This window comes from Nocardioides conyzicola (assembly GCF_039543825.1).
GTDB lineage: Bacteria > Actinomycetota > Actinomycetes > Propionibacteriales > Nocardioidaceae > Nocardioides > Nocardioides conyzicola.
Window position 1 is genome coordinate 2,418,038 of record NZ_BAABKM010000002.1, and the last position, 19,588, is coordinate 2,437,625.

Sequence of the window (19,588 nt, forward strand, 5' to 3'; positions counted from 1 at the left end):
CGTTCGAGAACGGGGTGCGCGTGGAGCCGATGCGGCGGGTGGCGATGATCAGCCTGCACACCTCCCCGCTCGACCAGCCGGGCACCGGGGACGCCGGCGGGATGAACGTCTACGTCATCGAGCTGGCCCGCCAGATGGCCGCCCAGGGCATCGAGGTCGACATCTTCACCCGCGCCACGAGCTCCGCGCTCGATCCCGTCGTCCCCGCGGGTGACGGGGTGCAGGTGCGCCACATCCACGCCGGCCCGTTCGAGGGCCTGAGCAAGGGCGAGCTGCCGGGTCAGCTGTGCGTCTTCGCGCGCGAGGTGCTGCGGGCCGAGGCCACCCAGCCGCTCGGCCACTACGACGTCGTGCACTCCCACTACTGGCTGTCCGGACAGGTCGGCGCGCTGGCGCGCGACCGCTGGGGCGTTCCCCTCGTGCACTCGATGCACACGATGGCCAAGGTCAAGAACGCCGCGCTCGCCGAGGGCGACACCCCCGAGCCGATGGCGCGCATCATCGGCGAGGAGCAGGTGGTCGAGGCCGCCGACATGCTCATCGCCAACACCGACCTCGAGGCCCAGCAGCTGGTGAGCCTGTACGACGCCGAACCGGCTCGGGTCGAGGTGGTGCACCCCGGGGTCGACCTCGACGTCTTCCGGCCCTACGACCAGGCCACCGTCCGCGCCGAGCTCGGTCTCCCGCGCGACGCCGCCGTGCTGCTCTTCGCCGGCCGGATCCAGCCGCTCAAGGCCCCCGACGTGCTCCTGCGCGCGGTCGCCGAGCTGCTCGTCCAGCAGCCGGAGCTCCGGTCGCGGCTGGTCGTGCCGATCGTCGGCGGACCGTCCGGCTCCGGCCTCGAGCACCCGGAGTCCCTGGCGCAGCTCTCCTCCCACCTCGGCCTCGACGACGTGGTGCGCTTCGTGCCGCCCGTCGCCCAGGCCGAGCTCGCCCGGTGGTGCTCGGCCGCGACGCTGGTCGCCGTACCGTCGTACAACGAGTCCTTCGGCCTGGTCGCCGCCGAGGCCCAGGCGACCGGCACTCCCGTCGTCGCCGCCGCGGTCGGCGGCCTCACCACCGTCGTCCGCGACGGCTACAGCGGCCTGCTCGTCGACGGCCACGAGCCCCGCGCCTGGGCCGACGCGCTGCGCCGGGTCGTCCAGGACGACGCACTCCGGCTGCGCCTCGAGGGTGGCGCGCTGGAGCAGGCACGACGCTTCTCGTGGGAGCGCACCGCCGAGCGCACCCTCGCCGTCTACCGGCGCGCGCACGCCGAGATGGCACAGTCCCTCGCATGAGTGACGACCCCCGCCAGGTGATCCGCGACCACCTCGAGTCCGCCGAGGTGGAGTACGACGAGGTCTCCGAGGGGGTCTTCTCGTTCTCGCTGCCCGGGGAGAAGAAGCTGCAGACGGCGGTCCGTCTCGACGTCGGCTCGCACGCGCTGGGGGTGCACGCCTTCGTCTGCCGCAAGCCCGACGAGGAGCACGAGCGGGTCTACCGCTGGCTGCTGGAGCGCAACCTCAAGATGTACGGCGTCGCGTTCGCCGTCGACCGGCTCGGCGACATCTACCTCGACGGCCGGCTGCCGCTCGCCGCCGTCACGTCGGACGAGCTCGACCGGCTGCTCGGCTCGGTGCTGACCTACGCCGACGAGTCGTTCAACACTATCCTCGAGCTCGGCTTCGCCAGCTCGATCCGCAAGGAGTGGGAGTGGCGCAAGCTGCGCGGCGAGCCGACGGCCAACCTGGAGGCGTTCCGCGGCTGGCTGGAGGACTCACCAGGAGACCAGGACGGCGACCAGCGCGAGTAGCGCCGGCACCGCCTGGACGACCAGGATCCGCCTGCTGACCGTCACCGCGCCGTATACGCCCGCCACGATCACGCAGGCGAGGAAGAACACCGCGACGTCGAGCTCCTGGGTCGCCAGCGCCCACACGAGGCCCGCGACCAGGAAGCCGTTGTAGAGGCCCTGGTTGGCCGCCAGGACCTTGCTCGCGTCGGCGAACTCCGCGGTGTTGCCGAAGGTCTTGCGGCCGAGGGGCTTGGTCCAGAGGAACATCTCGAGGACCAGGAAGTAGAGGTGCAGCGCGGCCACGAGGCCGACCAGGATGCTGGCGAGGATGCTCACGCGAGCAGCATGGCAGCCTCAGGCGGGCGGCGAGACCTCTTGAGCGACCGTCTTGGGCTTGCGTCGCGCGACGGCCACGCCGACCAGGGCGAGCACGCCACCGACGTACGCCATCGCGGGCGGCGCCTCGTCGAGGAAGACCAGGCCCATCACGATCGTGATCGGCGGGACCAGGTAGGTCGTGATCGCGAGGCTGCTGGCGCTCATGTGCTGGAGGGCGTAGGCGTACGTCGTGAACGCGATTGCCGTCGGGAAGACCCCGAGGTAGACGACCCAGAGCACCGACGACGTCGGTGCGTCGCGTGTCTGCTCGACCAGCTGTCCCACGAACGGAAGGCACGCGATCGCGCCGATCGTGCACGCCAGCCAGGTCACGTGGATGGCCGGGAGCCTGGCGACGAGCGGCTTCTGCAGGATCAGGCTGATCGAGTAGACGACCGCCGAGACCAGGCAGAGCAGGACGCCGATCACGTCGTGGTCGCTGGACTCCGACGACGACATGCTGATCAGGCCGACGCCGGTGAACGCGAGCGCGAGGCCGAGGCCGATGTAGACGGTGAACCTCTCGTTGAGGAAGACCGCGGCCAGCACCGCGACCAGCACCGGGGAGACCTGGATCAGCATCGCGGCCGTGCCGGCATCGACGCGGCGCTCGCCGGCGTTGAGGGCGATGTTGTAGACGCCGAACCACAGCACGCCGATCGTGACGAGCGAGACCCACTGCCGCCCGGTCGGGCGCGGGAGGCCCTGGCTAGCCAGCGCGACGACACCGAGGCAGAGCGCGCCGACCAGGGTCCGGCCCAGCGAGAGCGCGCCCGGCGAGAAGTCCTCGCCGAGGTGGCGGATGGCGACGAACGCCGACGCCCAGAACACCAGCGTGATCGCGACGGCCGTCACCGGCAACCAGGCGGCGGTGGTGTCGGTCGCCGGAGTGGTCGGGGGCGTCGCGGTGCTCGTCACCGACCCAGACTAGGGACGCCCACCGACGAGCGGCACGCGGTTTTCGGACGTGGTTGGGCGATCGGCTGCCAGAAAGCTCAGAGGTCGAGCTTGTAGCCCAGCCCGCGCACGGTGACGAGGTACTTCGGCTCGCCCGGGTCCGGCTCGATCTTGGCGCGGAGCCGCTTCACGTGGACGTCGAGCGTCTTGGTGTCGCCGACGTAGTCGGAGCCCCACACCCGGTCGATCAGCTGACCCCGGGTGAGCACCCGGCCCGGGTTGCGCAGGAACATCTCCAGCAGCTCGAACTCCTTGAGCGGCAGCCGCTGCGCCGAGCCGTCGACCGTCACCACGTGGCGCTCGACGTCCATCCGCACCGGGCCGGCCTCGAGGGTGGCGGGCGCCAGGTCGGGCTCCTGCCCACGCCTCAGTACGGCGCGGATGCGCGCCACCAGCTCACGCGGCGAGTAGGGCTTGGTGACGTAGTCGTCAGCGCCGAGCTCGAGCCCCACGACCTTGTCGACCTCGTCGTCCTTGGCGCTCACCATGATCACCGGCACGCTCGACGTCTGCCGGATCTGGCGGCACACCTCGGTGCCGGGGATGCCGGGCAGCATCAGGTCGAGAAGCACGATGTCGGCCCCGTTGCGGTCGAACTCGGTCAGGGCGGCGTTGCCGTCCGCCGCGATCGCGACCTCGAAGCCTTCCTTGCGCAGCATGTACGCGAGCGCCTCGCTGTAGCTCTCTTCGTCCTCAACGACGAGTACGCGAGTCACCGGTCTGCCTCCTGGCTCTCCCTGGCGGAGATGTAGCGGGGGAGAGTCAAGGTGAACGTAGACCCTTGACCCTCGACTGACCACACATTGACGTCGCCACCGTGCGAGGCGGCCACGTGTTTGACGATGGACAGGCCGAGTCCGGTGCCACCGGTGGAACGGTGCCGGGCCGGGTCGACCCGGTAGAAACGCTCGAAGATGCGGTCGATCTCCTCGGTCGGGATGCCGATGCCCTGGTCGACCACGGAGATCGACACGTTGTGGTCGTCGACCTTCGTGGAGACCAGCACGGTCGACCCCGTCTCGGAGTAGGACACCGCGTTGGCGACCAGGTTGGAGATCGCCGCCGTGAGCTGCTCGCTGTTGCCCAGCACCTCGACGCCCTTGACCCCGCTGGTGACGACGGCGATGTGCTTGGACACCGCGTCGATCGCGCTGGTGTCGACGGCGATGTCGATCGCGCCGTCGATGGGGACCGGGACCGGTGCCTCCAGCGGGTCGTCGCCCTGCAGCCGGGACAGCTCGATGACCTGCTGCACGAGCCGCGACAGGCGCTCGCTCTCGATCAGCATCCGGTCGGAGAAGCGCTTGACCGACTCGGGGTCGTCGGCGGCCTCGTGCACGGCCTCGGCCAGCAGCCGGATGGCCCCGACCGGGGTCTTCAGCTCGTGGCTGACGTTGCCCACGAAGTCGCGGCGCACGGCCTCGACCCGGCGCTCCCGGGTGCGGTCCTCGACCAGCGCGAGGACCAGGCGCGCGCCGAGGGGCGCCACCCGAGCCGTGACGTGCCGCGACGGCATGCCGGGCCGGACCATGACCAGCTCGGTCTCGCGGATCTGTCCGTCACGCCGGACCTGCTGGACCATCGTCGCGAGCTCGGCGGAGACCAGCTCCTGCCCGCGGACCAGACCCATCGCGTACGCCGGCGCCGAGGCCTTGAGGACCGTGTCGCTGTCGTCGACGACGACCGCGCTGCTCTTGAGGACCGAGAGGACGGTGGCCACCCCGGCGGGCACGACGGGCTCCTCGGTCGCGACCGACGCGTTGTGCTGCTGGCGGTCGCTGACGTGCCACGCGAGCACCGCGCCGCCGGCGACGACGGCGCCGATGATCGCGGCGATAAACGCCTGCGTCGTCGCATCCACACATGAATCGTACGAGGGAATTCAGCGGGAGTTCGCCGAGGAGGCCTGGGCTTCCGAACGTTCACCCGTCGTTCACGTCACAACCCCGGCTGGACATCTACCATGCCTAGGGTCTGTGCCATGCGAGAGGCATTCCACGAACAGCTCGACGGCATCTTCCACGACCTCGCCGCCATCTGCGGCAACGTCGAGATCGCCGTACGGCTTGCGACCGAAGCACTGCTCACCGGCGACGCCGAGATCGCCGAGAAGGTGATCAGCGCGGACGTCGAGATCGACCGCTCGCGGGAGCGGGTGGAGGACTCGGCGTTCCTGCTGCTGTCGCTCCAGCAGCCGGTCGCCAGCGACCTGCGCACCGTCGTCGCCGCGCTGCGGATGGTGAGCGAGCTCGAGCGGATGGGTGACCTGTCCGTGCACGTCGCGAAGATCGCGCGGCTGCGCGTCCCCAACCTGGCCGTCCCGGCCGCCGTGCGGCCGATCATCGAGCGGATGGCGCTGGTCGCCGAGGACATGGTCACCCGGGTCTCCACGATCATCACCGAACGCAACGTCGAGGACGCCCTCGCGCTGGTCAGCGCGGACGAGGAGATGGACCAGCTGCGCCGCGCGAGCTTCGCCGAGCTGCTCTCCACGGACTGGAGCCACGGCGTCGAGGCGGCCGTGGACGTCGCCCTGCTGGGCCGGTACTACGAGCGGATCGCCGACCACGCCGTCTCCGTCGCCAACCGGGTGATCTTCGTCGTCACCGGCGAGAACCCGAGCTCGGTCGACGCGTAGCGGAGGCGCGTCAGCGGATCCGCTGATGGTGGTCGAGCAAGCGCTCTGACTGAGCCTGCGAAGTCAGAAGGCGCGTGTCGAGACCGAGTCGCTCGCTCAGCGGATTTCGACCCGCCCGTCGCGACCTCGTTCCTCGGTCACGGGGCTTGCTCAATCTCCCTGAGCCCACGGCGTGCGCGACTTCGTCGCGCACGCCTGCTCAGCGACCCTGGTTGGCGACCGCGGCCGCAGCGGCGGCCGCAGCCTCGGGGTCCAGGTAGGTGCCGCCGGCGACGGTGGGCTTCAGGGACTCGTCGAGCTCGTAGACCAGCGGCATGCCGGTGGGGATGTTGAGCCCGGCGATGTCCTCGTCGCTGATCCCGTCGAGGTGCTTCACCAGCGCCCTCAGGCTGTTGCCGTGGGCGGCGACCAGGACCGTCTTGCCGGCCTGCAGGTCGGGGACGATCGCGGACTCCCAGTAGGGGAGGAACCTGACGATGACGTCCTTGAGGCATTCGGTGCGGGGCAGGTCGTCGCCGAGGTCGGCGTACTGCGGCTCCCGGGCCTGGGAGAACTCGCTGTCGTCGTCGAGCGGCGGCGGGGGGACGTCGAACGAGCGGCGCCAGAGCATGAACTGCTCCTCGCCGTACGCGTCCAGGGTCTCCTTCTTGTTCTTGCCCTGCAGCGCGCCGTAGTGGCGCTCGTTGAGGCGCCAGGAGCGCTTGACCGGGATCCAGTGCCGGTCGGCGACGTCGAGCGCCGTCGCGGCGGTGTTGATCGCCCGGCGGAGCAGGGACGTGTGGACCACGTCGGGGAGGACGCCGGCGTCGCGGAGGAGCTCGCCGGCCCGGATGCCCTCGGCCCGGCCCTTGTCGTTGAGCGGGACGTCGACCCACCCGGTGAAGAGGTTCTTGGCGTTCCACTCGCTCTCGCCGTGGCGGAGCAGGACCAGCGTGTACGTCATCAGTGCTCAGCCACCGGTGCTTCGGGCTTGCACTCGTCGGGAGGAGTGCCTGTCTCGGCCGTGGCGTCGAGACCGGTGTACTCGTAGCAGTCCTTGACGGTGGGGACGTCCAGCTTCGCGGTGCTGCCGTCGCCGAAGGTGAACTCGAGCGACACGAAGTCGCCGGTCGCGAAGTCGCCCGTGATGGTCACCGAGGTGTCTGAGTCGGCCAGGTTGACCAGTCCGCCGGCCGGGATCTCGATCGGGTCGAAGTCGCCGATCGTGAGCGCGCTGTCGTCGCCCGTGCCGGCGATCGTGTCGACCGTCGCCGTCTTGTCCGTCTCGTTGTTGGAGAACGACGCGATCAGCGTGCCGGAGCCGTCCACGGCGCTGACGACCACGGCCCCGAGCACGTCCACCTTGGTGTCATGGTCGTTGGTACCGGTGCCCGGCGTGTACGGCCGGTCGGTCGCGTAGTCGAAGCCGCAGGAGGTCAGCACCGGGGCGGCGAGCAGGAGCGCTCCCGCGGCGGCGAGCAGGCGAGCGGAACGGCGAAGCTGCATCTTCAGAGCCTTCACGTGGGGCGACGACGGGTGCGGGCTCAGCCTAGCGGTCCGGCCGGGCCGGGTCGGACGCCCCTACTGCCTGAGACCGACCGCGTTCCCGACCAGCAGCAGCGCGACGAGGGCGAGCGCCGTCCAGACGAGCGCGACGAGGAGCAGCCGGGTCGCGCCGATCTTGAGGGCGAGCCGCAGCGGCAGGTGGCGGAAGCCGTTCTCGTGGTCCGCCACCAGCCCGGGCAGGGCGCACAGGACGTGCACCCCGACGCCCAGCGCGGCCGCCAGCACCACCATCGCGACCTGGGGCGGGTTGCCGGTCGTCTGACCGCCCCAGCCGCCGTACGAGAGGAACGCGGGATAGAGCGAGTACGCCGCCGCCCAGGTCAGCCACGAGAACAGGCCGTTGCGCAGCAGGATGTTGCCGACCAGGCCGATGCCGAGCGAGACGAGGTAGATGCAGCCGGCGGTGACGCCGTTGGAGACCGCCAAGGGGACGACCAGCAGCACACCGCACCCCCAGGCGAACCAGGCGGTGCCGGGGTCGAGGTAGCCGTCGGCGAGGGGCTTCCCGCTGGGGAGGCGCTTGGCGTCCCGGACGCGGTCGACGAGGTCGTTGTGCCAGCCCAGCACGGCCTGGCCCACCAGCACCGTCGCCAGCACGAGCCCGACCTCGCGGCCCGGCCTGCCGGAGATCGCGGCGGCGATCGCCATCCCGGCCGCGGTGAGCGCGGCCACGCGGGGGTGGGCGGCGCGGAGCAGCAGGACCGGCGTGGTGTGCGCGAGCGTACGGCGCCGCTCCCGGGTGGGCGCGCTCACCGTTGGTGGGGCCTCGGCGGGGTCGTCGGGGACGGTGGTGGTGGCCGTGGAACCGGTTCCGGCGGGCGCTGGCTCGGCCGGTTCCGTCCTCCGTCGAAGCAGGCGGGGCGACATACCCCGCAGTATCGACCAGCGGCCCCGCAGGTATGCCTGTTCGGGCTTCACAACTGCACGCGAACCCGTCCACGAGGGGCCGGCCACCACACCCGATGCGGTTCTGTCAAGCCCCGATTGTGCCCCTGACCTGCGCAAACGATGAAGAGGTCTCAGGGATGGCGTGTTAGAATCGTTACCTAGGAAGGGGTACTTCACATATGACTTTCACCGTCGGCGAAACGGTTGTTTACCCGAATCACGGGGCCGCGATCATCGAGGACATCGAGATGCGGACCATCAAGGGAGAGGACCGGGAGTACCTCGTACTCCGGATCGTCGCCCAGCAGGACCTGGTCGTGCGAGTGCCCGCTTGCAACCTGGACCTGGTCGGGGTCCGCGACGTCGTGGACAAGGAGGGTCTCGACCGCGTGTTCGACATCCTCCGGGCCGCCCACGTCGAGGAGCCGACCAACTGGTCGCGCCGCTACAAGGCCAACCTCGAGAAGCTGCACAGCGGCGACGTGATGAAGGTGTCCGAGGTCGTCCGCGACCTGTGGCGCCGGGAGCGCGACCGCGGCCTGTCGGCCGGGGAGAAGCGCATGCTCGCCAAGGCCCGTCAGATCCTGGTGTCGGAGCTCGCGCTCGCCGAGCACACCAACGAGGACAAGGCCGAGGCGCTGCTCGACGAGGTCCTCGCCTCCTGAGCACTGTTCGACGTTGATTGTCAGCAAGGCCCCCGGTTCGCCGGGGGCCTTGCTGCGTCCGTAAGGGGCTTAGGGTCGACGGCGTGTACGACGACGACGAGCTCCTGGCGCTGGGCACGGTCCTGGACGACGACCGCGGGAGCCTGCCGTACGCGCTGATCCACGGTGAGTCGCTCGTCGCCGCGGCCGCCTGGGCGCTCGGGGAGGCGGGGGTCACCACCGTCGACCTCGGGACGGCGTGGGAGGGGCTGGTCGACTCCGAGGAGCCGTTCGTCCTCCACGACCCGCTGTGCCCGATGACGCCGCCGGCGTTCATCGCCGAGTGCCTCGCCCGGGCCGTGGACCGCGGGTGCGTCGTGGTCGGGGTCCGGCCGGTGACCGACACCGTCAAGGTGGTGACGGACGGCGTCGTCGGGGAGACCGTCGACCGTGGCGGGCTGGTCACCGTGGCGTCGCCGATCGTGCTGCCCGCCACCGTCGTGGCCTCGCTGCAGCGCCTGCCGAGCACCGACTTCGCCGAGCTCGCCGGCGAGCTGGGCCGCCGCTACCCGGTCGAGCTGGTCGAGGCGCCGCCCGAGGCCCGCCGGGTCGGGTCGGTCGACGACCTGCGGCTCCTCGAGGCGCTGACCGCCGGTGGCTAGCCACTAGGTTCGCCTCGTGACCGAGAAGTCGATGCGCGAGCGGATGGCGGCCGGCGAGAGCTACCGCCCCGACGACCCCGACCTGGACGCCGACATGCGGCGGGCCCGGTCCCGGTCGTTCCGGATCAACCAGACGGACCCGGCGGACGTGGACACGCTCCGCGAGCTCTTCACCGAGCTCCTGGGCGAGTACGGCGAGGGCGCGGACATCCGGCCGCCGTTCCAGTGCGACTACGGGCACCACACGCGCTTCGGCGCGCGCTCGTTCGCGAACTTCGGCCTCGTCGTCCTCGACGTCGCCCCGGTGACCGTCGGCGAGGACGTCCAGATCGGGCCGAACGTCCAGCTCCTGACCGCCATCCACCCGCTGGAGAGCGGCCCGCGCCGCGACAAGTGGGAGTCGGCCGCGCCGATCACGATCGGCGACAACGTGTGGCTCGGCGGCGGGGTGATCGTGCTCCCGGGCGTCACCATCGGTGCCGACACCGTCGTGGGTGCGGGGTCGGTGGTCACCCGCGACCTGCCCGCCGGGGTCGTCGCGATCGGGTCCCCGGCCCGGGTCGTCCGCGAGCTCTGAGCCTCACGCCAGGCGCAGGGCGGTCGCCAGGTCCTCGGGGAAGGTGATCTTCAGGTTGGCCGGCGCGCCGGGCACGGCGGCCACGGGCAGGTCGGAGTAGCGCGACCAGCAGGCCGCGGTGTCGGTGCCCTCGAAGCCGTCGGCCGCCGCCGAGGTGTACGCCGCCAGCAGGGTGGCGGCCCGGAACGCCTGAGGGGTCTGGACGCCGTCGAGCTCCGGCGGCAGGACGCGGCCGTCGCGGGCCAGCAGTCCCGGCAGCCGGACGACGGGGATGGCGCCGCCGTGGTCCCGGGCGGCCGCGATCGTCGCCGCGAAGAGCGCCGACCCCGCGAGCGGCCGGGCGCCGTCGTGGATGGCGATCACGTCGACCTCGCCCGTGTCGATCAGCGGCTGGAGCGCGCGCAGGGCGGCCCACTCCGACGCGTGCCGGCTGGCGCCGCCCTCGACCACGCCGACCTCGGCGCCGCCGAGGTGGGGCTGCAGGGCGGCGGCCACCACGTCCTGCTCCCCGCCGCGCACCACCACGAGGACCCGGCGTACGTCGTCGAGGGCGGTGGCGTCGCGCACCGACCAGGCGAGCACCGCCCGGTCGCCCAGGGGCAGCAGCACCTTGTTGGAGCCGGCTCCGACACGGGAGCCGGTCCCGGCGGCGAGGATCACGACGGCGGCTGGCACCCGCAGAGTCTAGGGAGTGTTTTCACGGCTGTTACATGGCGAAACAGGTGCTTGACGCACCGCCCCTACGTTCGGGGGACCAGGAAGGGGCCCTCGGATGACGCCTGTCGCCGACCAGCGCGCGGAGGAGTGGCAGCCCGTGTGCCGCATCGTCGAGCTCGCCGTGGAGCGTGGTGCGACAGCGCTGGTGCACGGCCAGGCGATCGCGATCTTCCGGACCCAGGACGACCAGGTCTACGCGCTCGGCAACCACGACCCGTTCGCGAAGGCCTCCGTGCTCGCCAAGGGCATCGTCGGCACCCGCGAGGGGGTGCCGTTCGTCGCGTCGCCGTCGCACAAGCACGCCTTCGACCTGCGCAGCGGCCGCTGCCTCGACGACCACCACGTCTCCGTCCCGGCGTACGACGTCCGCGTGGTCGAGGGCGTCGTGCTGGTCGGCCAGCGGAAGGTCGATGCGGCCTAGTAGACGAGCGCCGTCGCGATCGCGGCGACGCCCTCGCCGCGGCCGGTGAGCCCGAGCCCGTCGGTGGTGGTGGCCGAGACCGAGACCGGCGCGCCGACCGCGGCCGACAGCACGGCCTCCGCCTCACCCCGGCGCGGGCCGAGCCGCGGGCGGTTGCCGATCACCTGGATCGCGACGTTGCCGACCTCGAAGCCCGCCGCCCGCACCCGGGCTGCGGTCTCGGTCAGCAGGGCCGCACCGGACGCACCGGCCCACTGCGGCTCCGCCGTACCGAAGTGGGAGCCGAGGTCGCCCAGACCGGCCGCCGAGAGCAGCGCGTCGCACGCGGCGTGCGCGGCCACGTCGGCGTCCGAGTGGCCTTCGAGGCCCTGCGGCTCGTCGGGCCAGGCGAGGCCGGCGAGGTGCAGAGGGGCGCCGTCGACGAGCCGGTGGACGTCGGTGCCGGTGCCGACGCGGGGGAGTTGGGCCACACGACGATCATGCCCGAGAACCTCTAGGACAGAATCACCTGTGTGAGGACCTCGTGGGGCAGGTGGTCGGCGGCCGGGCTGGTCGCCGGCTTCGCCGGGCTCGCCGCGAGCTACTTCGTGGCGATGGTGCTGACCACGCGGGACTCGCCGGTGACGGCGGTGGCCGAGCTGGTGACGCGGCTGACCCCCGGGCCGTTGGTCGAGCGCGCGATCCGGATCCTCGGCCGGCACGACAAGCAGTTCCTGCTGCTGGTGATCCTGGTGCTCTCCGCGCTGCTCTTCGCCTGGGCCGGCCGCCTGGCCCGGCGCTCCTGGTGGGCGCCGACGATCGTCTTCGCGGTGCTCGCCCTCCTCGGCGGCGTCGCCGTCTCGCGGCAGCGCGGCTCCGGCGCCATCGACATCCTGCCGATCGCGGTGGGGTTCGCGACCTGGGTGGTCTGCCTGTCGCTGCTCACCGAGCCGTTGCACCGGCACGAGCGGGTGCTGGCCGAGAGCCCGCCGCAGGTGCCGGACGAGCCGCACCCGTCGGACCACACGCGGCGCACCTTCCTGCTGCGCGCCGGCATCATCGTCGCGGGCGCCACCGTCGCCGGCACCGTGGGCCGGGTGGTGGGCCGCGGCCGCCGGCACGTGGAGGAGGCCCGGCGGCTGCTCCGGCTGCCGGGGGTGACCGCGCCGCAGGTGCCCCCCGGCGTCCGGGTCGGGCTGGACGGGCTGACGCCGTGGGGGACCGCGGCGCGCGACTTCTACCGGATCGACACGGCGTTCGTGGTGCCGACGATCGAGCCGTCCGACTGGCAGCTGCGGATCCACGGGATGGTCGACCGCGAGGTGGTGGTGACCTACCAGCAGCTGATCGACCGGCAGGTGACCCAGGCCTGGATGACGCTCAACTGCGTGTCGAACCCGGTCGGCGGCGAGCTGATCGGCAACGCGTGGTGGAGCGGGGTCCGGATCGCGGACCTGCTCCTCGAGGCCGGGGTCCAGCCGGACGCCGACGCGGTGCTGCAGACCTCCGACGACGGCTGGACGTGCGGTACGCCGCTGGCCGCGCTGACCGACGACCGCAACGCGATGCTGGCGTTCGCGATGAACGGCCGGCCGCTGCCGATCGAGCACGGCTTCCCGGTGCGCACGGTCGTGCCGGGCCTCTACGGCTACGTGTCGGCGTGCAAGTGGGTCGTGGAGATGAAGGTGACCCGCTTCACCGACATCGAGGCGTTCTGGACCAAGAAGGGCTGGTCCGAGCTCGGTCCGGTCAAGATGTCGTCGCGCATCGACGTCCCCGACGACGGGGGCAAGGTCCTCGCCTCCGGTGGCCGGGTCGGCGGCATGGCCTGGTCGCAGCACACCGGCATCTCCGCGGTGGAGATCTCGGTCGACGACGGGCCTTGGCAGCCGGCCGAGATCGGCCGGGTGCCCAGCACCGACACCTGGGTGCAGTGGTCGGCCACGATCGACGTCGAGCCCGGCGACCACACCCTCGCCGTACGCGCGACCGATGCCGACGGCAAGGTCCAGACCGGCGAGGAGCAGGACGTGCTGCCCGACGGAGCGACCGGCTGGCACACGAGGAGCTTCGAGGCGACGGAGACGGTGGATGAGTGACTTCGGTGGGCGCACCGGCCTGGCGCTGGTGATCGGCGGCAGCGGCGGGCTCGGGCTCGCGATCACCCGGATGCTGGCGAGCCGCGGCTCCGACGTCGCGGTGACCTACCGGTCCCGCCCGGAGGCGGCCGAGGCCGTCGTCGAGGCGAGCCGCGAGTGGGGCGGCCACGCGTCGGCGTACGCGCTGGACCTGGGGTCGCCGACCGTCGCCGCCGACGCCGCGCGGGTCGTCGAGGAGGCGGCCACCGTCCGCGGCGGCCTCCACACGCTCGTGTACGCCGCCGGCCCGCACGTCCCGATGACCCACCTCTCGGGCGTGGAGCCGTCGGCGATGGCGACCCAGCTCGCCGTCGACGCCGCCGGCTTCTTCGCCGTCGTCTCGCCCGCCCTGCCCCACCTGCGCGCCAGCGAGGGGTCGATCGTGGCGGTGACCACGGCCGCGACCAGCCGGTTCCCCGTCCGCGACGGGCTCTCGTCGGCGCCCAAGGCGGCGGTCGAGGCGATGGTGCGGGCGCTGGCGGCCGAGGAGGGCAGGTACGGCGTACGCGTGAACGCCGTCGGGCCCGGCATGCTCACCGACGGGATGGCCGCGCGCCTGATCGACTCCGGTGAGCTCTCGGAGGAGGCGCTGGCCGTCACCCGGCGCAACATCCCGATGCGCCGGTTCGGCACCGCGCACGACGTCGCCGAGGCGGTCTGCTTCCTGGCCTCCGACCGGGCCGGGTTCGTCTCCGGCCAGAAGCTCGACGTGGACGGCGGCTACGGCGTCTGAGAGTTTTGTCGGCTGGCCGACGAAACTCACGCTTGGACGATGAAACTTTGTCGTCCAGGCATGAGTTTCATCGGCCGACCGATGAAACTCCGCGATGCGGGACGAACCCGCCGACATCTCTAGACTGGGCGGGTGACGTTCAGGCTCTATGACACGGCGACCCGCGAGGTCCGTGACTTCGTTCCCCTCCAGGAGGGGAAGGCGGGTCTCTACGTGTGTGGTCTGACCGTGCAGTCCGAGCCGCACGTCGGGCACGTCCGCTCGGGCGTCAACTTCGACGTGCTCCAGCGCTGGCTGCGCCACCTCGGGTACGACGTGAGCTTCATCCGCAACGTCACCGACATCGACGACAAGATCCTCGCCAAGGCCGAGGCGCTGGGCCGCCCCTGGTACGCCCACGCCGCGGCCATGAAGCGCGAGCTCGACAAGGCGTACGCCGCGCTCAACGTCGCGCCGCCGACGTACGAGCCGGCCGCGACCGGCCACGTCCCCGAGATGATCGAGATCATCGAGCGGCTGATCGCCCTCGACCACGCCTACGCCCCCGAGGACGGCACCGGCGACGTCTACTTCGACGTGCGCTCGTGGCCGCAGTACGGCGAGCTCACGCACCAGAGGATCGACGACATGGAGGCCGCCGGCGACGCCGACCCGCGCGGCAAGCGCGACCCGCGCGACTTCGCGCTGTGGAAGGGCTGGAAGAAGGACTCCGAGCCCGAGACCGCGTCCTGGCCGAGCCCGTGGGGCCGCGGCCGTCCCGGCTGGCACATCGAGTGCTCGGCGATGGCGGGCAAGTACCTCGGTCCGGCGTTCGACATCCACGGCGGCGGCGTCGACCTGCGCTTCCCCCACCACGAGAACGAGCAGGCCCAGTCGCGAGCGGCCGGGCACCCGTTCGCGTCGTACTGGATGCACAACGCCTGGATCACCACCGCCGGCGAGAAGATGAGCAAGTCGCTCGGCAACTCGCTGACGATCCCGGCGGTGCTGGAGACCTACCGCGGCATCGAGCTGCGCTACTACCTGGTCGCCGCGCACTACCGCAGCCACGTCGAGTTCAGCTTCGAGGCGCTCGACGAGGCGGCGGTCGGCTTCCGGCGGATCGAGAACTTCCTCGAGCGCACCGCGGTCACCGTGCCCGGCGAGCTCCCGCAGACCTTCACCGACGCGATGAACGACGACCTGGGCACCCCGGCCGCCGTCGCCGTCCTCTACGACGCCGTGCGCGAGGGCAACCGCCTGCTCGACGGCGGCGACGCCGCGCAGGCGCAGGTCCGGGCCGGGAGCGTCCTCGCGATGCTCGACGTGCTCGGGCTCAACCCGGCCGACCCCGCGTGGGGGACCGCCTCGGGTGACGACCAGCAGCTCACCGAGGCCGTGGACGTGCTCGTCCGCGGCCTGCTCGACCGACGAGCACAGGCGCGCGCGGACAAGGACTTCGCCGCCGCCGACGCGATCCGCGACCAGATCAAGGCCGCCGGCATCGCCATCACGGACACCCCCGACGGCCCGACGTGGTCACTGGAAGCAGGAACCAAGTAATGCCTGGCAACTCACAGCGCAAGGGCGCCATCAAGAAGAGCGGCAAGGGCAACCCCACCGCCGGCTCGGGCGGTCGCGTCAAGCGCGGCCTCGAGGGTCGCGGACCGACGCCGAAGGCGAAGGACCGCGAGTACCACAAGGCCCACAAGGCGGCCAACAAGGTCGACAAGTCCGCCGCGGCCCGGCCGAAGCGGCGGCGTACCGGCAGCACCGACGCCGAGTGGATCGCCGGCCGCAACTCCGTCGTCGAGGCGCTGCGCGAGGGCGTGCCGGTCAACGGCGTGTACGTCGCCGAGGGCGCCGAGCGCGACGGCCGCCTGCGCGAGGCCTTCGCCATCGCCGCCGACCGCGGCATCAGCATCCTCGAGGTGACCCGCAACGAGCTCGACCGGATGACGTCCGGTGCGGTCCACCAGGGTCTCGCCGCCCGGATCCCGTCGTACGAGTACGCCCACGCCGACGACCTCCTCGACGCGGCCGCCGCCAACGGCGAGGACCCGCTGATCGTGGTCCTCGACTCGGTCACCGACCCGCGCAACCTCGGCGCGATCGTCCGGAGCGCGGCCGGCTTCGGTGCGCACGGCGTCGTCATCCCCGAGCGCCGCGCCGCCGGCATGACCGCCTCGGCCTGGAAGACCAGCGCGGGTGCGGCCGCCCGCATCCCGGTCGCCCAGACCGTCAACCTGGTGCGCCAGCTCAAGGCCTACCAGGACGCGGGCTGCATGGTGGTCGGCCTGGCCGCCGACGGCGACGTCAGCCTGCCCGACCTGCAGCTGGCCGACGGCCCGCTGGTCGTCGTGGTCGGCTCGGAGGGCGGCGGCCTCGGCCGGCTCGTGGCGGAGACCTGCGACCAGCTCGTCTCGATCCCGATGGCCAACCAGCTGGAGTCCCTCAACGCGGGCGTCGCAGCGTCGGTCGTGCTCTACGCCATCTCCGAGGCGCGCCGCTGACGGTCCGACGCGCCGTCACGGTCCTGGCGTACGCCGGGGCCTGGCTGGTGTGCGCGGTCGCCGTCACGGCGACGCTCTTCTTCTCCAGCACGAGGTCGATCGAGCTGGCGAGCCACGACGCGATCGTGCGCCCGACGATGACCGGCGACGCCGTGGTGCTCACCGGCCCGGTGCTGCCCGACGTCCGCATGCCTGGCGTCGGTCCGATCGGCGTCGACATCCGGCTCGACAAGACCGACGCCGCCTCCACCGACGAGCTGGTCCGCCGCTACGGCTTCATCGCGGGCCAGCCGGACGGGCAGGTCGCCAAGGTCACCGACGTGGTCGAGGACATGCTCCTCGACGCCGCCCTCCGCGGCGCGGTCCTGGGGCTGGTCCCGATCGCGGTGTGGCTGCTGATCGGCCGTCGTCGCCGGCACGACCTGGTGGCACGGGCCGGCCTGCCCCAGGTGCTCATCGGTCTCGGCGCCGTGGTCGTGGTCGGGGTCTGCCTCTGGCAGCCGTGGACGAGCGACGAGGCCCCCGACGACGACGGCGACTGGGTGTCGCTCCAGGAGTTCCTCGGCCCCGAGGTGCCGCTGCCCGAGGGGCTCGAGCAGGTCGACGTCCGCGGCGACGTCACGACCTCCCAGACCCGTCGGCTGATCCAGAGCGCCGTCGACACCTACGACAAGAGCAAGGTCTTCTACGCGGGGGCCGCCCACGATGCCGCGTCGCTCGACGTGCGGGAGCCCGAGGAGGGCGAGACGGTCGTGGCGTTGGTGTCCGACCGGCACGACAACATCGGCATGGACCCGGTCGCGCGGGCGATCGCGGACGCGGCCGGTGCGACCGCGGTCTACGACGGTGGTGACGACACGTCCTCCGGCAAGACGTGGGAGGCGTTCTCCCTCGACTCCGTCTCGGAGGCCTTCGACGGGCTCGACCGCTGGGCGGTCGCCGGCAACCACGACCACGGCACGTTCGTGCACGACTACCTGGGCGACCACGGGTGGACGATGCTCGACGGTGAGGTGGTCCCGGGGCCGGGTGGGACGACGCTGCTCGGCGTCGACGACCCGCGCTCCAGCGGGCTCGGCTCGTGGCGCGACGAGTCGGGCCTGAGCTTCGCCGAGGTCGAGCAGCGGCTGGCCGACGCCGCCTGCGACAGCGACGTCCGGATCACCACGATGCTCGTCCACGACGCCAACCTCGGCCGCGAGGCGCTCGCGCGCGGTTGCGTCGACCTGGTCATCGGCGGCCACCTGCACGTGCGCTCCGGTCCGACCCGCGTCGACGCTCCCGACGGCGCGGTGGGCTACACCTACACGACCGGCACGACGGGCGGGGCGGCGTACGCCATCGCCGTCGGCAGCAAGCCGCGCCGGGCCGCCGACGTCAGCCTGGTGACCTATCGCGACGGCCGGCCCGCCGGCGTGCAGTGGGTGACGCTGCAGCCCAACGGCGTCTTCCAGGTCGGCGAGTACGTGCCGCTGCGCTACCCGGAGGCCGAGCCGGCCTCCTAGCCACGTCGGGAGTGGTGTGCGTCACCTCGGTGCGGGGTGGTCGTTGTCGACACGTGTCCCCACTCACTCGTTCGGCTCGGACCCTCTGCTGCATCGCCCTCGCGACGGCGCTCGCCGCCTGCGGCTCGAACCTCGATCCCCAGACGGTCGCGGACGCCGGAGGACCGGGCGGCACCGCCGGCGGTGCCGTGGTGCCCGGCGGGACGACCGCGCCCGACGGCAGCGTGCCCGCCGGTGGCGACGCCGGAGGCTCGACGTCTGCGGGCGGCGGCGCGGCCGGTGGCGGCGGTGGCACGGCCGCCGGTGGTGGTGGTGCGGCATCGGGAGGTGATGCGCCCCAGGGCAAGGGAGCGAACGCGGCGGCGGGTGCCGGCAAGGCCGCCAGCTGTGCCGGCTTCAAGAACCAGACCGGCATCACCGACAAGACGATCACGATCGGCAACGCCTCCGACATCAGCGGCCCGGTGCCGGGACTCTTCGAGTCGGCGCCGGAGGCGGTGCGCGCGTACGTCGCCTACTTCAACGCCACCAGCGACATCTGCGGCCGCAAGCTCGCGTTCGCGTCGTACGACAGCCGCACGGACGCGGCCGCCGACCAGCAGGCCTACTCGAAGGGCTGCGAGCAGGCCTTCGCCATGGTGGGCTCGATGTCCGGCTTCGACTCGGGTGGCGCGGCGACGGCCCAGTCGTGCGGGCTGCCCGACATCCGATCGGCCTCGGTGACAAGCGACCGGCAGGGCTGCACCACGTGCTTCGCGGCGCAGTCCGTGGACGCCCACGAGTTCCAGAACGCCGTGCCCGACTTCGTCAAGCAGACGTACGGCGACGCCGCGCAGCACGCCGCGATGCTCTACATCAACGCGGGCGCGGCCGCCGAGAACGGCAAGACGCAGGCGGCGGCGATGACCAAGCGCGGCATGAAGTTCGCCTACGTCCAGGGCATCGACATCTCGGAGTTCAACTACGCGCCGTACGTGCAGCAGATGAAGGACAAGGACGTCGAGTACGTCCAGTTCATCGGCGCCTACCAGCAGGCCGACCGGCTCGCGGAGGCCATGAAGCAGCAGGGCTTCAAGCCGAAGGTCTACATGCTCGACCCCACCGTCTACACGCCCGACTACGTCGAGGCCGGCGGCGACGCCGTCGAGGGCACCACGGTCTTCGCGAACTTCACGCCGTTCGAGGAGGCGGGGAGCAACAAGGAGGTGCAGCTCTACCTGAGCTGGCTGCAGCAGGTGAAGCCCGGTGCGACCCCCAGCTTCTTCGGCCTCTTCGCCTGGTCGGCCGCCCGGCTCTTCGCCGAGCGCGCGATCGCCCTGGGCGGCAAGCTCAGCCGGGCTGCGCTGGTCGGCGAGCTCAAGGGCGTCACCGGCTGGACCGCCAACGGCATGCACGCGCCGCAGAACGTCGGAGCCAAGCGAACCGGTCCCTGCTGGCGCTTCATCACGCTGCACGGCGGCAGGTGGTCGCCGGTCGGCGGGACCAAGTACCGGTGCAGCGGCACCACCACGGTCGGGTGAACGGTGAGCCCCGTCAC

22 protein-coding genes are annotated in these 19,588 nt (G+C 71.8%); 13 read left to right on the top strand and 9 right to left on the bottom strand.

Annotated features, from left to right (window positions below; all coding sequences use genetic code 11):
* Positions 1-29: 29 nt before the first annotated feature.
* Both mshA and ABEA34_RS14775 read left to right on the top strand, forming a co-directional pair.
* The gene (mshA, locus tag ABEA34_RS14770; protein WP_345522795.1) at positions 30-1,280 is read left to right on the top strand and encodes a D-inositol-3-phosphate glycosyltransferase; all 1,251 of its coding nucleotides are present in this window, start codon (positions 30-32) and stop codon (positions 1,278-1,280) included.
* Positions 1,277-1,795 carry a type III secretion system chaperone family protein gene (locus tag ABEA34_RS14775; RefSeq protein WP_345522114.1) on the top strand — a complete coding sequence of 173 codons (519 nt, stop codon included), beginning with the start codon at positions 1,277-1,279 and terminating at the stop codon, positions 1,793-1,795. Before mshA ends, ABEA34_RS14775 begins: the two co-directional genes overlap by 4 nt.
* On the opposite strand, the gene ABEA34_RS14780 is transcribed toward ABEA34_RS14775, so the two are convergent.
* The 4 genes from ABEA34_RS14780 to ABEA34_RS14795 all read right to left on the bottom strand — a co-directional run bounded on the left by ABEA34_RS14780 (position 1,760) and on the right by ABEA34_RS14795 (position 4,973).
* Positions 1,760-2,113: a DUF1304 domain-containing protein gene (locus ABEA34_RS14780; protein ID WP_345522115.1), complete on the bottom strand. Its 354-nt coding sequence runs from the start codon at positions 2,111-2,113 to the stop codon at positions 1,760-1,762. The two genes, ABEA34_RS14775 and ABEA34_RS14780, sit on opposite strands and share 36 nt — an antisense overlap.
* Before the next feature lie 18 nt (positions 2,114-2,131).
* The gene (locus tag ABEA34_RS14785; protein ID WP_345522116.1) at positions 2,132-3,073 is read right to left on the bottom strand and encodes a DMT family transporter; all 942 of its coding nucleotides are present in this window, start codon (positions 3,071-3,073) and stop codon (positions 2,132-2,134) included.
* Positions 3,074-3,150: 77 nt separating this feature from the next.
* Positions 3,151-3,828, bottom strand: a complete 678-nt coding sequence (locus tag ABEA34_RS14790) for a response regulator (protein ID WP_345522117.1) — start codon at positions 3,826-3,828, stop codon at positions 3,151-3,153.
* A complete protein-coding gene (locus ABEA34_RS14795; RefSeq protein ID WP_345522118.1) occupies positions 3,825-4,973 on the bottom strand; it encodes a sensor histidine kinase in 1,149 nt (382 codons plus the stop codon). The genes ABEA34_RS14790 and ABEA34_RS14795 overlap by 4 nt, the downstream gene beginning before the upstream one ends.
* A 120-nt stretch (positions 4,974-5,093) precedes the next feature.
* On the opposite strand from ABEA34_RS14795, the gene phoU reads away from it, so the two are divergent.
* Entirely contained in the window at positions 5,094-5,750 is a 657-nt protein-coding gene (gene phoU, locus ABEA34_RS14800) for a phosphate signaling complex protein PhoU (RefSeq protein WP_345522119.1), read from the top strand.
* 199 nt (positions 5,751-5,949) lie between these two features.
* Here phoU and ABEA34_RS14805 read toward each other — a convergent pair whose 3' ends face one another.
* From ABEA34_RS14805 to ABEA34_RS14815, 3 genes are all read right to left on the bottom strand, one after another.
* A complete protein-coding gene (locus ABEA34_RS14805; RefSeq protein ID WP_345522120.1) occupies positions 5,950-6,693 on the bottom strand; it encodes a phosphoglyceromutase in 744 nt (247 codons plus the stop codon).
* On the bottom strand, positions 6,693-7,235 hold the full coding sequence (locus tag ABEA34_RS14810; RefSeq protein ID WP_345522122.1) for a hypothetical protein: 543 nt from the start codon (positions 7,233-7,235) through the stop codon (positions 6,693-6,695). The genes ABEA34_RS14805 and ABEA34_RS14810 overlap by 1 nt, the downstream gene beginning before the upstream one ends.
* Before the next feature lie 75 nt (positions 7,236-7,310).
* A complete protein-coding gene (locus ABEA34_RS14815) occupies positions 7,311-8,048 on the bottom strand; it encodes a UbiA family prenyltransferase (RefSeq protein WP_345522124.1) in 738 nt (245 codons plus the stop codon).
* Between the two features lie 314 nt (positions 8,049-8,362).
* Between ABEA34_RS14815 and ABEA34_RS14820 the strand changes: the two genes are divergently transcribed.
* The 3 genes from ABEA34_RS14820 to ABEA34_RS14830 all read left to right on the top strand — a co-directional run bounded on the left by ABEA34_RS14820 (position 8,363) and on the right by ABEA34_RS14830 (position 10,066).
* Entirely contained in the window at positions 8,363-8,848 is a 486-nt protein-coding gene (locus ABEA34_RS14820) for a CarD family transcriptional regulator (protein WP_345522126.1), read from the top strand.
* An 83-nt stretch (positions 8,849-8,931) separates the two neighbouring features.
* Positions 8,932-9,489: a 2-C-methyl-D-erythritol 4-phosphate cytidylyltransferase gene (locus ABEA34_RS14825; RefSeq protein ID WP_345522127.1), complete on the top strand. Its 558-nt coding sequence runs from the start codon at positions 8,932-8,934 to the stop codon at positions 9,487-9,489.
* 16 nt (positions 9,490-9,505) lie between these two features.
* The gene (locus tag ABEA34_RS14830) at positions 9,506-10,066 is read left to right on the top strand and encodes a sugar O-acetyltransferase (protein ID WP_345522128.1); all 561 of its coding nucleotides are present in this window, start codon (positions 9,506-9,508) and stop codon (positions 10,064-10,066) included.
* A 3-nt stretch (positions 10,067-10,069) separates the two neighbouring features.
* On the opposite strand, the gene ABEA34_RS14835 is transcribed toward ABEA34_RS14830, so the two are convergent.
* The gene (locus ABEA34_RS14835) at positions 10,070-10,741 is read right to left on the bottom strand and encodes an IspD/TarI family cytidylyltransferase (protein ID WP_345522129.1); all 672 of its coding nucleotides are present in this window, start codon (positions 10,739-10,741) and stop codon (positions 10,070-10,072) included.
* Between the two features lie 97 nt (positions 10,742-10,838).
* Here ABEA34_RS14835 and nirD point away from each other — a divergent pair, with 97 nt between their 5' ends.
* On the top strand, positions 10,839-11,204 hold the full coding sequence (gene nirD / locus ABEA34_RS14840; RefSeq protein WP_345522130.1) for a nitrite reductase small subunit NirD: 366 nt from the start codon (positions 10,839-10,841) through the stop codon (positions 11,202-11,204).
* Here nirD and ispF read toward each other — a convergent pair.
* On the bottom strand, positions 11,201-11,674 hold the full coding sequence (ispF, locus tag ABEA34_RS14845; RefSeq protein ID WP_345522131.1) for a 2-C-methyl-D-erythritol 2,4-cyclodiphosphate synthase: 474 nt from the start codon (positions 11,672-11,674) through the stop codon (positions 11,201-11,203). The genes nirD and ispF overlap by 4 nt on opposite strands.
* A gap of 42 nt (positions 11,675-11,716) precedes the next feature.
* Between ispF and ABEA34_RS14850 the strand changes: the two genes are divergently transcribed.
* The 6 genes from ABEA34_RS14850 (at position 11,717) to ABEA34_RS14875 (ending at position 19,571) form a co-directional block, all read left to right on the top strand.
* A complete protein-coding gene (locus tag ABEA34_RS14850) occupies positions 11,717-13,282 on the top strand; it encodes a molybdopterin-dependent oxidoreductase (protein ID WP_345522132.1) in 1,566 nt (521 codons plus the stop codon).
* On the top strand, positions 13,275-14,054 hold the full coding sequence (locus ABEA34_RS14855; RefSeq protein WP_345522133.1) for an SDR family NAD(P)-dependent oxidoreductase: 780 nt from the start codon (positions 13,275-13,277) through the stop codon (positions 14,052-14,054). The genes ABEA34_RS14850 and ABEA34_RS14855 overlap by 8 nt, the downstream gene beginning before the upstream one ends.
* Positions 14,055-14,186: 132 nt before the next feature.
* Positions 14,187-15,596, top strand: coding sequence for a cysteine--tRNA ligase (gene cysS / locus ABEA34_RS14860; RefSeq protein WP_345522134.1), 1,410 nt, complete (start codon positions 14,187-14,189; stop codon positions 15,594-15,596).
* Positions 15,596-16,546, top strand: a complete 951-nt coding sequence (rlmB, locus tag ABEA34_RS14865; RefSeq protein WP_345522135.1) for a 23S rRNA (guanosine(2251)-2'-O)-methyltransferase RlmB — start codon at positions 15,596-15,598, stop codon at positions 16,544-16,546. The genes cysS and rlmB overlap by 1 nt, the downstream gene beginning before the upstream one ends.
* Before the next feature lie 47 nt (positions 16,547-16,593).
* Positions 16,594-18,051: a metallophosphoesterase gene (locus tag ABEA34_RS14870; protein ID WP_345522136.1), complete on the top strand. Its 1,458-nt coding sequence runs from the start codon at positions 16,594-16,596 to the stop codon at positions 18,049-18,051.
* Positions 18,052-18,104: 53 nt separating this feature from the next.
* Positions 18,105-19,571, top strand: coding sequence for an ABC transporter substrate-binding protein (locus ABEA34_RS14875; RefSeq protein WP_345522137.1), 1,467 nt, complete (start codon positions 18,105-18,107; stop codon positions 19,569-19,571).
* Positions 19,572-19,588 lie beyond the last annotated feature (17 nt).

Coding starts and splice junctions, on each gene's coding strand:
- nirD (WP_345522130.1), top strand. CDS start 10,839: ATGACGCCTGTCGCCGACCAGCGCGCGGAGGAGTGGCAGCCCGTGTGC.
- ABEA34_RS14820 (WP_345522126.1), top strand. CDS start 8,363: ATGACTTTCACCGTCGGCGAAACGGTTGTTTACCCGAATCACGGGGCC.
- ABEA34_RS14775 (WP_345522114.1), top strand. CDS start 1,277: ATGAGTGACGACCCCCGCCAGGTGATCCGCGACCACCTCGAGTCCGCC.
- rlmB (WP_345522135.1), top strand. CDS start 15,596: ATGCCTGGCAACTCACAGCGCAAGGGCGCCATCAAGAAGAGCGGCAAG.
- phoU (WP_345522119.1), top strand. CDS start 5,094: ATGCGAGAGGCATTCCACGAACAGCTCGACGGCATCTTCCACGACCTC.
- ABEA34_RS14805 (WP_345522120.1), bottom strand. CDS start 6,693: ATGACGTACACGCTGGTCCTGCTCCGCCACGGCGAGAGCGAGTGGAAC.
- mshA (WP_345522795.1), top strand. CDS start 30: ATGCGGCGGGTGGCGATGATCAGCCTGCACACCTCCCCGCTCGACCAG.
- ABEA34_RS14810 (WP_345522122.1), bottom strand. CDS start 7,235: ATGCAGCTTCGCCGTTCCGCTCGCCTGCTCGCCGCCGCGGGAGCGCTC.
- ABEA34_RS14855 (WP_345522133.1), top strand. CDS start 13,275: ATGAGTGACTTCGGTGGGCGCACCGGCCTGGCGCTGGTGATCGGCGGC.